Here is a 12,502-nt window from a genome sequence, read left to right as displayed (position 1 = left end):
CCGATTCACGGCACGCCTGCCCCTTGTTTCCCGCGATGCGCGATGCCCGGATGTTTCGTCTTATCGCCGGGTCACGACAGACATGACAGGATCAGCGATGACAGACGTTTCCCCCATTCTTTCCACGGCGGACGACAACCTTACCTCCAGCCTCGAGCGGCTGTTCGAACTCGTACGCATTCCGTCGATTTCCACGGACCCTGCTTACAAGGCGGAATGCCGCAAGGCGGCGGAATGGCTGGTGAGAAGCCTTTCCTCATTGGGTTTTGAAGCCTCCGTTCGCGATACGGCCGGCCATCCGATGGTGGTGGCGCATCACGACGCAGCCACGAAAGACGCACCACATGTGCTTTTCTACGGCCATTACGATGTGCAGCCGGTCGATCCGCTCAATCTCTGGGAAAATGATCCGTTCGAGCCTGCCGTGAAGGATATCGGCGCTGGCCGGCAGGTGATCACCGGGCGCGGGACGGCTGACGACAAGGGCCAGCTCATGACATTCGTGGAAGCCTGCCGCGCCTATAAGGCGGTCAATGGCGGCCTGCCGGTGCGCGTCACCATTCTTTTCGAAGGCGAGGAAGAATCCGGCTCACCGTCCCTGAAGCCGTTTCTTGAAGCCAATGCCGATGAATTGAAGGCCGACTACGCGCTAGTGTGTGATACCGGCATGTGGGACCGCGATACGCCCGCCATTGCCGCTGCCCTTCGTGGCCTGGTCGGCGAGGAGATCGTCATCACTGCAGCCGACCGCGATCTGCATTCCGGCCTTTTCGGTGGCGCTGCCGCAAATCCCATCCACATCCTGACCGATATTCTCGCCGGCCTGCATGACGAGACCGGCCGGGTGACACTTGCCGGCTTCTACGATGGCGTGGAGGAAACCCCTGCCAATATCAAGGCCTCCTGGGAAACGCTGGGCCGCAGTGCAGAGGCCTTCCTCGGTGAGGTCGGCCTTTCAGTACCTTCCGGCGAAAAGGGTCGCTCCGTGCTGGAGCAGACCTGGGCGCGTCCGACGGCGGAGGTAAACGGCATTATCGGCGGCTATACCGGCGACGGCTTCAAGACCGTGATCGCCGCCAAGGCCTCCGCCAAGATTTCTTTCCGCCTCGTTGGAGAGCAGAACCCGGCAGCCATCCGTGAGAGTTTCCGGGCCTATGTCCGCTCGAAAATCCCGGCGGATTGCTCGGTAGAGTTTCATGAGCACGGCGCATCGCCGGCCATCCAGCTTTCCTATGATTCACCCGTCCTGACGAAGGCCAAGAATGCGCTTTCGGAAGAGTGGCCCAAACCCGCCGTCGTGATCGGCATGGGGGGCTCGATCCCGATCGTCGGCGATTTCCAGAAGATGCTGGGCATGGATTCGCTGCTCGTCGGTTTTGGCCTTACCGATGACCGCATTCATTCGCCGAATGAAAAATACGACCTGCAGTCTTTCCACAAGGGCATCCGCTCTTGGGTGCGCATTCTCGACGCGCTCGCAGCGAAGTAATCAAATAGAGAGGGGGCGCCGGCTATCCGACGCCTCCTCATTTTGTTTTTGGACGCCAAAAACAAAAAGGCCGGGCAAGCCCGACCTTTCCATCCGTTTTTTCGTCAGTGCCAGTACATCCGTGGTCAAAGCGTTCAAACGGTCTGATGTTCCTGAGCGCGTCGATCGTGTCGACGCTGCTTTCACCATCAGGATCAGCTGTTTCGGTTAATCTTTGGTTAACGCGACAACAGCGGCACTTTTAGACATGCCAGCCTGACGGTTCCTGTCCGGAACACCGTTGAACCCTATATTGGTATGCGACCTGCCTTTTTCAAGACCGGTCGGTTGCAGGTGGTCTCCGCAAAAGAAAAAGGCCGGAAAAATCCGGCCTTTCATTTGATGTCAATGGCCCCTCAGGGCCAGAGCGCTTAATCAGGCAGCAACGAGGTTGCCTGCGGACATCTTGCCCGAGCGACGATCCTGCATCAGCTCGTAGGAGAGCTTCTGACCGTCGTTGAGGGCGGTCAGACCAGCGCGCTCAACTGCGGAGATGTGAACGAAGACGTCCTGCGAACCGTCGTCAGGCTGAATGAAGCCGTAGCCCTTGGTTGCGTTGAACCACTTTACTGTACCAGTCGCCATAACGATTTCCTTCCGTTGGCAAATTGTATTTGCACTGCACGCAGTGCGGTCTTGGGTCGAATTTGAAGGAAAGATCGTCGTGCGCACCTCAAAAAGGTGCCGAAGCTCTGGTCGTCAAACAAATATCGATGGGCGAACACCTAGGTTGGCAGGGGCGAAAAGTCAAGTTTCTTTGAAAAACCGGACGAGCTTTGTGAACCAACGGAAAATGAAAGGCGCGGGAAACAAGCCCTTAAACAGCAAAAACCCGGCGCGGGAGGAGGTGCGCCGGGTTCTTGAAACTGACTGACAATTGGGAGGAGGAGTATTGTCAGTCCAATCGGGCGACGCTGGGAGGAGGAGTGCGTCGCTTCGATGATTTGAATTTACAGGATACCCGCTCAAAAAACAGACGATTCATTGCAGCGCAGCATTGCGCAAAATGCATAGCTATCTGGTGGCATCTTGAAGCCTCTCCGCTTACCGCCTAATAAATACGCATGACTATAGAATCCGTCCGAGCCTTTTTCACCGAGAAGTCACCTGAAGTGGCCGTGATCGAAACCGAAGCGAGTTCGGCGACGGTTGCGCTGGCTGCCGAAGCACACGGCGTCGATCCAGACCAGATCGCCAAAACGATTTGCCTGAAAGCGGGCGACACCATTCTTCTCGTGGTCGCCGCCGGCACGAAACGGCTGGACAACCGCAAATTCCGCGATCATTTCGGCGCCAAACCGCGCATGCTCGGACCTGAAGAGGTGGTTGCGGTAACCAGCCATCCCGTTGGTGGCGTCTGCCCTTTCGGGTTGCCCTCGCCGCTTCCGGTGTTTTGCGACATCTCTCTCAAAAACTACACCGAGGTGGTTCCGGCAGCCGGCGCCACCAATGCGGCGGTGCGGATTTCACCTGACGTGATGGCGCGACTGACGCGGGCGGAATGGGTCGACGTCTGCCAATGACGCCGATTTGATCCTTTCAGGACTTAACCCCGCCTTAAATTGCCGCATTTAAACTCTTCATCCTGGATTAAGGATCGCGCAGGCATAGAAGCCTCAAATCCATGGTGGGATGCGCGCGGTTTCGCGAATAAGGAGCGACTTCGGCTGAATGGCAGGCAAGGGCAAATCACGCGAACGGGTAGAACCTTCCTTCGGGGATTTCCACGAGTCCGGCGATGACCTGCGCCTCGATGCCAGCGAGCGTATCAGCGGAACAGCGAAACAGCCTGCCAAGAAATCAAAGCCGGCCAGCGGTCGCGCCAAATCGCAAAAAAGGGAGAAGCGCAGCCGCAGTTCCGGCCGTGGCCCGACGGGCATGATCCGTTCCCTGATTTACTGGTGCATCGTGCTTGGCATCTGGGGTGGGATCGGCATTGCCGGTCTGGTCTTTTATTATGGCGCGCGCATGCCGAGCGCCAGCAGCTGGTCCATTCCCGAACGCCCGCCGAATGTGAAGATTGTGTCAGTGAACGGCAGCGTGCTTGCCAATCGCGGCACCACGGGTGGCGAGGCCCTCGCGCTCGAAGACATGTCGCCGTACATACCGCAAGCGGTGATGGCGATCGAGGACCGGCGGTTCTATTCGCATTTCGGGGTTGATCCCCTTGGTCTTGGGCGCGCCATCGTCACCAATGTGCTGACGGGGCGGACCGTGCAGGGCGGCTCGACGCTGACGCAGCAGCTGGCGAAAAACCTCTTCCTTTCGCCCGACCGAACGCTTGAGCGCAAGGTTCAGGAAGTGCTGTTGTCCTTCTGGCTGGAGCATAAATACACCAAGGACCAGATCCTCGCGATGTATCTCAATCGCGTCTATTTCGGGTCCAACGCCTATGGTGTTGAAGCCGCCTCCCGGCGCTACTTCAACAAATCCGCACGCGACGTTAATCTTGGTGAAGCCGCAACACTTGCCGGGCTTCTCAAAGCGCCTTCGCGCCTTTCACCGGCGCGCGACCCGCAGGCAGCGGAACAGCGGGCGCAGGTCGTTCTGCAATCCATGCGCGATGTCGGCTTCATCACCGATGACGAGATCAAGACCGCCATGTCGCAGCCGCCGACCAAGGCCAAACGTTTCTGGTCCGGCGCCGAGCATTATGCCGCCGATATGGTGCTGGAGGAAGTTCGCGGCCTGATTGGCGACGTCAAGCAGGACATCGTCGTCGACACGACCATCGACCCCAATCTCGAACGCGACGCGGAAAAAGCGCTGAGCCATGTTCTGCAGGGCGACGGCAAGAAGCAGGGCGCCTCGCAGGCAGCTCTGGTTTCCATCGATGGTACAGGCGCGATCCGGGCCGTGGTGGGCGGGGCGGATTATGCCGAAAGCCAGTTCAACCGCGCCGCCAAGGCGAAACGGCAACCCGGCTCGGCATTCAAGCCTTTCGTTTACGTCGCCGCGCTCGAATCGGGGCTTACACCTTACACCATTCGCAATGACGGCCCGGTCCGCATCGGAAACTGGACACCGGAAAACTACGAGAAGAAATATCGTGGCGAAGTCACGCTTGCCACGGCGCTCGCCAACTCGCTGAACACCATTGCCGCGCAGCTGGTGATGGAAGTCGGTCCTGATCGCGTGACCCAGGTGGCACATCGCATGGGCATCGAATCGGAGCTGCAGAACAATGCTTCCATCGCGCTCGGCACCTCGGAAGTATCGCTGATGGAGCTGACCGCCTCCTACGCCCCCTTCATGAATGGCGGCTACAAGGCAACACCCCATATCGTCAAGCGCATCACCGACGCAGACGGCAAGGTGCTCTATGAAAACAAATACGACAATCCGCCGCGCGTGCTGAGCGAAGAGATCGCCGCGACCATGAATGGCATGTTGTCGCGCGTCATCACCGAAGGCACCGGAAAGGCCGCGCGCCTGCAGGGCTGGCAGGCGGCCGGAAAATCCGGCACGACGCAGTCTTTCCGCGACGCACTTTTTGTCGGTTATACAAGCAACCTGACCACCGGCGTCTGGTTCGGCAATGACGATGGCACGTCGATGAAAAAGGTCACCGGCGGCGGGTTGCCGGCAAAGGCCTGGAAGGATTTCATGACTGCCGCCCATTCCGGGCTCTCGCCGTCGCCCCTCTTCGGGCTTGGCGCTGGCAATGTACCATCGCTTGGGGAAATGCAGCAGCCGGCACCTGAAAACGCGCCCTCCTCTATCGGCGACATCATTTCCAATGCGCTTGGCGGAGGCTCCACAAATAGCCGCGCCTATCCCGAGGCACCCGTTTCGCCAAACGCCGGTCAGCCGGGTGCGCCCATGCCGCCGACAAACATTCCCTCACGCGACATGGAACCCGGCTACTCAGCCGGAAATGGACCCGTGCCGCCCGCAGATATCGGCGGTCAGGCGCCCGCCACATCCGGGCCGAAGCAGACGACCCTGCTTGATATATTGATGGGGAACTGACCACTTTTCAGGTCACCGGCAGACCGATTTCCTGGGACGGCGAGCGGTATCGATGATCTCACCGCCGGCTGGCCACTCACCCTTTCCAAAGGCTTGATGACATCCGATCCGCAGCCACGGGCGGCGATGGCGCTCGGCTCGCAACATATGCGTGCAGACGCATTAACCGTAGATTGCCATTTGCGCAAAGACGGTTACATTTCGGATGACTTTTTACGGTAAATGAATTATTAATCGTTCATATAAATTAATTTTCTTGTTTCAGAATAACTTTTCAGGGCTCTATATTATGCTGGGTACTAAAGGCTCATCGCATGCCGTTTTTTACGGCGCTCCCTATTCCACGGCAGCCACTTTTGAAGCTTCGGAAACGCAACCTTCCGTTTTGGAAAGTAATATCTCGGCGTTCCAGCGCGGCCAGTTCGCACTCAAAAGAACAATCGACATTGCAGGGGCGTCCATCGCCCTTGTTGCACTCGCCCCGGTCCTGCTGACCGTTGCGGTTCTGGTGAAATTCGACAGCAAGGGGCCGGTCCTGTTCTCGCAGGTCCGCTGGGGCATGAACGGCCGGAAAATCCGCGTCTATAAATTTCGCTCGATGAGAACCGAGCTGGGCGACGCCACCGGCGTGGCACAAACGGTGAAGAACGATCCGCGGATAACACGTATCGGCGCCGTTCTCCGCCGTACGAATATCGATGAGCTGCCGCAGCTCATTAACGTGCTGAAAGGCGACATGTCTTTGGTCGGCCCACGCTGCCATGCCATCGGCATGCTGGCGGCTGGCCGTCTTTATGAGGACCTTGTTCCCCACTACCACATGCGGCACCGGGTGCGGCCGGGCATTACCGGTCTTGCCCAGATGCGGGGATTGCGCGGCCCGACCGACCGCAGTGACAAGGCGCGCGCACGGATCGTTTCCGATCTTTATTACGTCGAGAATTTTTCGGTCTGGCTGGATATCAAGATCATGGTCGGGACGGTCATTTCCGAATTGCGCGGCGGCAAGGGTTTCTGACCTTTCAAACGCCGGATGCACGCCAGAAGCAAAAAAGCCCGGCATCGCTGCCGGGCTTTTTTCATGAAACATGAATTCGTCAGTTCGTCGGCGCGGGAGCGGCAGCCGGATCCGGCAGCGGCGCCGGGTTTGCCGACAGCGTGCGCAGATAGGCGATGAGATCGGCGCGTTCCGTTTCCTTCTTCACACCCGCAAAGCCCATGGCCGTGCCGGGAACGTGTTTCTTGGGAGCTTCGAGGAAGAAGCTGAGATGATCGTAGTCCCAATGCACGGAACCGCCCTTGGAGAAATCCTTCATCCCCGCGGAGTAGCTGAAACCTTCATGGCTGGCGATCGGCCGGTTGACGATATCGAAGAGATTGGGGCCGACCTTGTTTGCACCACCACTCTCTCCGGTATGACAGCTCGTACACTTCTTGAAGACCGTCTCGCCCTTGGCGGCGTCGGCGTTCGCAAGCAATTGTGCGATCGGCGTCGCCGCGGCAGCGGTTTCTCCGCCACCTGCTTCGCCGCCACCCTCTGCCGCAGCAATGGCGTAACCTTCCTTTTCGGGCGCGGGCGCATGGAAAATGCCCTCAGACGCAATTGACACCGACATCAGGACGAAAACCGTGCCCAAAAGCGCCCCAACGCCCATATTTACATAAGAATTCATCTAAACGCGCTCCCTCGCATCCGCTCTATATATAACGGGCATCTTGAAATTGCTCGAAAGCTATGGCTTTTGCACAGCCTGCGCAACTTGAATAATGCTCCCCACACCGTGACGTTTTGACACTTTTCGGGCGGGATTTGAAGGGTGTCGGATGAAGAATCGGGATTTCGAGAAAGCTGTCGTCCTCATACCGGCGCGGATGGCATCCACACGCCTGCCCGGCAAGCCGCTCGCGGACATTGGCGGCAAGCCGATGATCGTGCAGGTTGCGCTGAGGGCACGTGAAGCAGGGGCCGAGCGAATCGTCGTCGCGGTGGATGACGAACAGGTTTTTTCGGCCGTGAAAAATGCCGGTTTCGATGTGATGATGACGCGCGACGACCACCAGTCCGGTTCTGACCGCATTTTCGAGGCTTTGCAGAAGGCCGACCCCTATGGCAAGGCCGAATATGTCATCAATGTTCAGGGCGACCTTCCGACGATTGAGGCGGAAACAATCCGCGCTTCGCTGCGCCCGCTGGAAAATCCTGCCGTCGACATTGCGACGCTGACGGTCGAAATCACCGACGAGGAAGAAAAAACCAATCCGAACGTCGTGAAAGTCGTCGGCAGCCCGCTTTCCGAGACGCGATTGCGCGCGCTTTATTTTACCCGCGCGACCGCGCCTTACGGTGACGGGCCGCTTTATCACCATATCGGGCTTTACACCTATCGCCGCGCAGCACTCGAGACATTCGTGAGCCTTCCGCCATCGCCGCTGGAGAAACGCGAGCGGCTGGAACAGCTGCGCGCACTGGAAGCCGGCATGCGCATCGATGCTGAAATCGTCCGCTCCGTGCCGCTTGGCGTCGATACGCCGCACGATCTGGAAAAAGCCCGTACCATTCTTGCAAGCAGACCCCTCTAACGGACAGTCCCATGACCTTGAGCACAAAACGCATTGCCTTTCAGGGCGAATTCGGCGCGAATTCCGACATGGCCTGCCGCGACATGTTCCCGGACATGGAGCCTTTGCCGTGCCCGACCTTCGAGGACGCCTTCAACGCCATTGAAAACGGCGAAGCCGATCTTGGCATGATCCCGATCGAGAACACGCTGGCCGGCCGCGTTGCGGATATTCATCACCTGCTGCCGGAATCGCGCCTTCACATCATCGGTGAATATTTCATGCCGATCCGCTTCCAGCTGATGGTGATGCCGGGCGTGAAAAAAGACGAGATCCGCACCGTCCACAGCCACATCCACGCGCTTGGCCAGTGCCGCAAGATCATCCGCTCCAACGGCTGGAAGCCGGTTATTGCCGGCGATACAGCGGGCGCCGCCAAGCAGGTTTCCGAAAAGGGCGACCGCAGCATGGCAGCCTTGGCGCCGCGTCTTGCCGCCGATCTTTACGGTCTCGATATTCTGGCTGAAAATGTCGAGGATTCGGAAAACAACGTCACCCGCTTCGTCGTGCTTTCCCGCGATGAGAATTGGGCCAAGCGTCAATCCCCTGACGAAATCATCGTCACGACTTTCGTATTCAACGTCCGCAATATTCCGGCTGCGCTCTACAAGGCCATGGGTGGCTTTGCGACAAACGGCATCAACATGACGAAGCTGGAAAGCTACCAGCTCGGCGGCAAATTCGTAGCAACGCAGTTTTATGCCGATATTGAAGGCCATCCCGACGACGAGCCGGTGCGGCATGCGCTGGACGAGTTGCGCTTCTTCTCCGAAAAAGTCCGCATTCTCGGCGTCTACAAGGGCCATGCGATGCGCGGCAAGCTCAACCAGGGTTGAGCCTGCCGAACGCGATTATTTCGTCCATTCCACCCAGTCGCGCATCAGACGGTGCGCGATTGCGCCGCCGGGAGGCGCGGAAAAGCCCTCACCCGTTGCCGTCTCCAGCATCTTGGCGACTTCCGCCCGTGTGAACCAGCGGCAATCCTCCAGTTCGATCTCATCGCGGGCAATATCGAAAGACAGTGCCTCGGCATAACAGCCGATCATCAGCGTGTGCGGCATCGGCCAGGGCTGCGAGGCGTGGTAACGCACGCGGCCGATCTCGACACCGGATTCCTCATGCGTTTCGCGGCGGACGGCCTGCTCGATGGTTTCGCCCGGCTCCACAAAACCGGCAAGGCACGAATACATGCCCGGCGCAAAATGCGCACCACGGCCAAGCAGGCAAAGATCACGCTCGATATCGATCGTCATCATGATGACGACGGGATCGGTGCGGGGAAAAATCGTGTGGTTGCAGGCGGCGCAGATACGCTTGTAGCCGCCGATGCGCAGTTCCATGGTGCCGCCGCACTTTCCACAAAAGCGATTGTCGGCGTTCCAGTGGGTAAGGCTGACGGCCTGGGCAACCTCGCTCAGCAATTCCTCATCGAGAAGATGGTCGCGATAAAGCGTGCGGGCGTCGGCAAGCTTGTAGTGGCTCGCCAGCTGATCCTCGGCAACGGCGACCGGCACCGCAATTCTCGGCTCGCCGGTTTCGCGATATCCGAGCAGCACGGCATTGTCGAAATCCGGCTGCAGTTCAGCCAGCTCATAAGCGGAAAACAGGGGGTCGATGACCTGTTCGTCATGCTTCAGGACAAGCCGGTTGCCAGCGAAAGCGAAAATATGGGTGCCATCGACCTTCAGCGCATCGGCAACGCACTCTTCCGACCGTTTTTCGGCAAAACGGTCGAGGGCGTTCTTGGAAAAGGCTGTCAGCAGGCTTGCTTCGGGATGGGGGGCAGTGGTTTCAAAAATTTTCATTGATATCATCAGAGCGCGCCGGAGATTTTTTTCATCAAACTTTCCTTTTCGCCCGCGGCATAGGGCACAGGCGTTCCGTGACCCCAGATGGGACCCGGCCAGCAGGTGTCGCCTTCATTGCGGGCGATAATGTGGACATGAAGCTGCCGGACGATATTGCCCAAAGCACCGACATTGATCTTGGTGGCTCCGGTGATTTCTTTCAAGGCAGACGCGACGAGATTGGTCTCGAATGTCAGCACGGCCTGATCAAGCGGGGTGAGATCGAATAGTTCACTGACGCCGTCTCGCTGCGGCACCAGCACCAGCCAGGGCCAGCGGTTGTCGTTTTGCAAACGCAGTTCACATAGTCCCAAACGCGTCACAAGCACGCTGTCGCGCGCCAGTCTGTCGTCCAGCCGGAATGTCTCCAAGGTGTCCTCCATGTTTGTTTTCATTGTGATAGCAGTTTTTTGAAGGCTTGGCTTGCATTTGCTTTCGATATTGCCGATATGTGGCCCCGGGAGGTTGGTGGTGGACGAGCCACTCGCCAACCGGGTCAGGTCCGGAAGGAAGCAGCCCTAACGAGCCCGGCACGGGTCGCCGTGCCAGCCTCCCACCCTTTTTTAAAAGACGTGCTCAGCTTTCGCCGGGCCAGTTCAGCGCCCCAAGACAACTGGCAAAACAAACTGGCGAGGCAATGAGCGACACCGTACCCACCACATCAAGCGAATCCCAGGTCGGGACCGGCTACCGGGTATTGGCGCGCAAATATCGCCCCAAGGATTTTTCCGATCTGATGGTCGGCCAGGAGCCGATGGTCCGCACGCTGACCAATGCGTTTGAGACCGGGCGTATCGCGCAGGCCTATATGCTGACCGGCGTTCGCGGCGTGGGAAAGACGACCACGGCGCGCATTCTCGCCCGCGCGCTGAATTACAAGACCGACATCATCGACAAGCCGACCATCGACCTGCGTATCCCCGGCGAACATTGTCAGGCGATCATGGAAGGCCGGCATGTCGACGTGATCGAGATGGACGCCGCCTCCCATACCGGCATCGACGATATTCGCGAGATCATCGAACAGGTGCGTTATCGCCCGGTCTCGGCGCGCTACAAGGTCTATATCATCGACGAAGTGCACATGCTCTCGACGCAGGCCTTCAACGGTCTTCTGAAGACGTTGGAAGAGCCGCCGGAGCATGTGAAATTCATCTTCGCAACCACCGAAATCCGCAAGGTTCCGATCACCGTTTTGTCGCGCTGCCAGCGCTTTGACCTGCGCCGCATCAGCGCCGCCGATCTGGTCGGCCTGTTCACCGCCATTGCCGGCAAGGAAGGTTTCGAAGCCGATCCGCAGGCGCTGTCGATGATCGCCCGCGCTGCCGAAGGTTCTGCGCGTGACGGCCTTTCCCTGCTCGATCAGGCGATTGCCCACGGCGGCGGGCGCGTGGAGGCGGAAGCGGTGCGCGGCATGCTCGGCCTTGCCGACCGTGCACGTATCGTCGATCTTTTCCAGCACGTCGTCAAAGGCGATGTCGCGGCCGCCCTTTCGGAATTCAACGGGCAATATGAGGCGGGTGCAAACCCTGTCGTTGTGCTCAACGACCTTGCCGATTTCACCCATCTCGTCACCCGCATGAAATATGTGCCGGACGCGGCGGAAGACCCCTCGCTTTCCGAGATCGAACGCGTGCGCGGCGCCGAATTTGCCGAGACGATTGCGGTAACCGCACTCTCGCGCATCTGGCAGATGCTGCTGAAAGGCATTCCGGAAACGGAAAATGCCTCGCGCCCGGCCGGTGCGGCCGAAATGGTGCTGATCCGGCTTTCGCATGCCGCCAATCTGCCGGCTCCGGAAGATGCTGCCCGGCGCCTGCTGGAGCTCTCGAACGGCGACGGCGGTTACGCCAATGGCGGACCTTCGGGCGGCGGCAATGGCGGCGGTGCGCGCGCCTATTCGTCAGGACAGGCCGTGGCCGCGGGAAGACCTCTCGATCTTCCCGCCCAGCGCCAGACGACACCGCAAACCTCCGCCGTGCTGCGCGCCGTTCCGGACAGCCGCCCGCAGGAGATGCAGGTCGCGGCACCAAAAACCGAAGAGCGGCCGGAGCCGAAGGTTCCCGTCAATTCGGTGCAGGATATTGCCGATCTCTGCCAGAAGAACCGCGATCCCGTCATGCGGGCGAAGGTACGCGGCTTTGTACGTCTGGTGCGGCTGGAACCCGGCCGGCTTGATATGCGCCTCGGCGATGGCGCGCCGGGCTCTCTGCCGGGTGAGCTTGGCGTGAAGCTCAAGGAATGGACCGGTATCCACTGGATCGTCAGCCTCAGCAAGGAACAGGGCGAGCCGACCCTTGTTGAAGCCGAAAGCAATGCCCGGGATGCCCGTCTTGTCGATGCGCGTCAGGACCCCGACGTGGCCGCCATTCTGGCGCAGTTTCCCGGCGCAAAAATCACTGACGTGCGCATTCGCGCCGCCGTACAGGATGAGGCGGAAGAAATCGCGCCGCCATCGGTTGCCGAATCGAGCGAAGGCGACATCCTTCCCGGCGACGACATCGAGTTTTAAACAAAAAGAACAGGAGTTTGGCAC

At 59.1% G+C, this 12,502-nt stretch carries 11 protein-coding genes and 1 other RNA gene; 8 read left to right on the top strand and 4 right to left on the bottom strand.

All coding sequences use genetic code 11. The features are described from left to right. Positions 1 to 97: 97 nt before the first annotated feature. A complete protein-coding gene (locus tag FY152_13000) occupies positions 98 to 1,489 on the top strand; it encodes a dipeptidase (protein ID UXS32967.1) in 1,392 nt (463 codons plus the stop codon). Between the two features lie 414 nt (positions 1,490 to 1,903). On the opposite strand, the gene FY152_12995 is transcribed toward FY152_13000, so the two are convergent. After that, positions 1,904 to 2,113: a cold-shock protein gene (locus FY152_12995; GenBank protein ID UXS32966.1), complete on the bottom strand. Its 210-nt coding sequence runs from the start codon at positions 2,111 to 2,113 to the stop codon at positions 1,904 to 1,906. A 479-nt stretch (positions 2,114 to 2,592) separates the two neighbouring features. Between FY152_12995 and FY152_12990 the strand changes: the two genes are divergently transcribed. From FY152_12990 to FY152_12980, 3 genes are all read left to right on the top strand, one after another. Then, the gene (locus FY152_12990) at positions 2,593 to 3,051 is read left to right on the top strand and encodes a YbaK/EbsC family protein (protein ID UXS32965.1); all 459 of its coding nucleotides are present in this window, start codon (positions 2,593 to 2,595) and stop codon (positions 3,049 to 3,051) included. Between the two features lie 148 nt (positions 3,052 to 3,199). Beyond that, complete coding sequence (locus FY152_12985; protein UXS32964.1) at positions 3,200 to 5,500, top strand: penicillin-binding protein; 2,301 nt, start codon at positions 3,200 to 3,202, stop codon at positions 5,498 to 5,500. Between the two features lie 289 nt (positions 5,501 to 5,789). Then, a complete protein-coding gene (locus tag FY152_12980; GenBank protein ID UXS32963.1) occupies positions 5,790 to 6,518 on the top strand; it encodes a sugar transferase in 729 nt (242 codons plus the stop codon). A gap of 79 nt (positions 6,519 to 6,597) precedes the next feature. Here FY152_12980 and FY152_12975 read toward each other — a convergent pair whose 3' ends face one another. Continuing rightward, the gene (locus FY152_12975; GenBank protein ID UXS32962.1) at positions 6,598 to 7,173 is read right to left on the bottom strand and encodes a cytochrome c family protein; all 576 of its coding nucleotides are present in this window, start codon (positions 7,171 to 7,173) and stop codon (positions 6,598 to 6,600) included. 151 nt (positions 7,174 to 7,324) lie between these two features. Between FY152_12975 and FY152_12970 the strand changes: the two genes are divergently transcribed. Both FY152_12970 and FY152_12965 read left to right on the top strand, forming a co-directional pair. Next, positions 7,325 to 8,080 carry a 3-deoxy-manno-octulosonate cytidylyltransferase gene (locus FY152_12970; GenBank protein ID UXS32961.1) on the top strand — a complete coding sequence of 252 codons (756 nt, stop codon included), beginning with the start codon at positions 7,325 to 7,327 and terminating at the stop codon, positions 8,078 to 8,080. A gap of 11 nt (positions 8,081 to 8,091) precedes the next feature. Then, positions 8,092 to 8,955, top strand: coding sequence for a prephenate dehydratase (locus FY152_12965; GenBank protein ID UXS32960.1), 864 nt, complete (start codon positions 8,092 to 8,094; stop codon positions 8,953 to 8,955). 15 nt (positions 8,956 to 8,970) lie between these two features. Here the strand turns inward: FY152_12965 and nudC are convergent, their stop codons facing one another. Further along, positions 8,971 to 9,933: an NAD(+) diphosphatase gene (gene nudC / locus FY152_12960; GenBank protein ID UXS32959.1), complete on the bottom strand. Its 963-nt coding sequence runs from the start codon at positions 9,931 to 9,933 to the stop codon at positions 8,971 to 8,973. After that, on the bottom strand, positions 9,933 to 10,361 hold the full coding sequence (locus tag FY152_12955) for an HIT domain-containing protein (protein ID UXS32958.1): 429 nt from the start codon (positions 10,359 to 10,361) through the stop codon (positions 9,933 to 9,935). Before FY152_12955 ends, nudC begins: the two co-directional genes overlap by 1 nt. A gap of 65 nt (positions 10,362 to 10,426) precedes the next feature. Here FY152_12955 and ffs point away from each other — a divergent pair. Together ffs and FY152_12945 are read left to right on the top strand one after the other, a co-directional pair. Beyond that, positions 10,427 to 10,523: signal recognition particle sRNA small type (gene ffs / locus FY152_12950), an RNA gene on the top strand. Positions 10,524 to 10,603: 80 nt separating this feature from the next. Continuing rightward, positions 10,604 to 12,478: a DNA polymerase III subunit gamma/tau gene (locus FY152_12945; protein UXS32957.1), complete on the top strand. Its 1,875-nt coding sequence runs from the start codon at positions 10,604 to 10,606 to the stop codon at positions 12,476 to 12,478. Positions 12,479 to 12,502: the final 24 nt, after the last annotated feature.

Source organism: Agrobacterium tumefaciens, assembly GCA_025560025.1.
Taxonomy (GTDB): Bacteria; Pseudomonadota; Alphaproteobacteria; order Rhizobiales; family Rhizobiaceae; genus Agrobacterium.
This window is presented reverse-complemented; position numbering and strand designations above follow the sequence as displayed.

Excerpts from the sequence above, each read along its gene's own strand:
- FY152_12955 (UXS32958.1), bottom strand. The coding sequence starts at position 10,361 with ATGAAAACAAACATGGAGGACACCTTGGAGACATTCCGGCTGGACGAC.
- FY152_12945 (UXS32957.1), top strand. The coding sequence starts at position 10,604 with ATGAGCGACACCGTACCCACCACATCAAGCGAATCCCAGGTCGGGACC.
- FY152_12995 (UXS32966.1), bottom strand. The coding sequence starts at position 2,113 with ATGGCGACTGGTACAGTAAAGTGGTTCAACGCAACCAAGGGCTACGGC.
- FY152_12975 (UXS32962.1), bottom strand. The coding sequence starts at position 7,173 with ATGAATTCTTATGTAAATATGGGCGTTGGGGCGCTTTTGGGCACGGTT.
- FY152_12980 (UXS32963.1), top strand. The coding sequence starts at position 5,790 with ATGCTGGGTACTAAAGGCTCATCGCATGCCGTTTTTTACGGCGCTCCC.
- FY152_12965 (UXS32960.1), top strand. The coding sequence starts at position 8,092 with ATGACCTTGAGCACAAAACGCATTGCCTTTCAGGGCGAATTCGGCGCG.
- nudC (UXS32959.1), bottom strand. The coding sequence starts at position 9,933 with ATGATATCAATGAAAATTTTTGAAACCACTGCCCCCCATCCCGAAGCA.
- FY152_12990 (UXS32965.1), top strand. The coding sequence starts at position 2,593 with ATGACTATAGAATCCGTCCGAGCCTTTTTCACCGAGAAGTCACCTGAA.
- FY152_12970 (UXS32961.1), top strand. The coding sequence starts at position 7,325 with ATGAAGAATCGGGATTTCGAGAAAGCTGTCGTCCTCATACCGGCGCGG.
- FY152_13000 (UXS32967.1), top strand. The coding sequence starts at position 98 with ATGACAGACGTTTCCCCCATTCTTTCCACGGCGGACGACAACCTTACC.
- FY152_12985 (UXS32964.1), top strand. The coding sequence starts at position 3,200 with ATGGCAGGCAAGGGCAAATCACGCGAACGGGTAGAACCTTCCTTCGGG.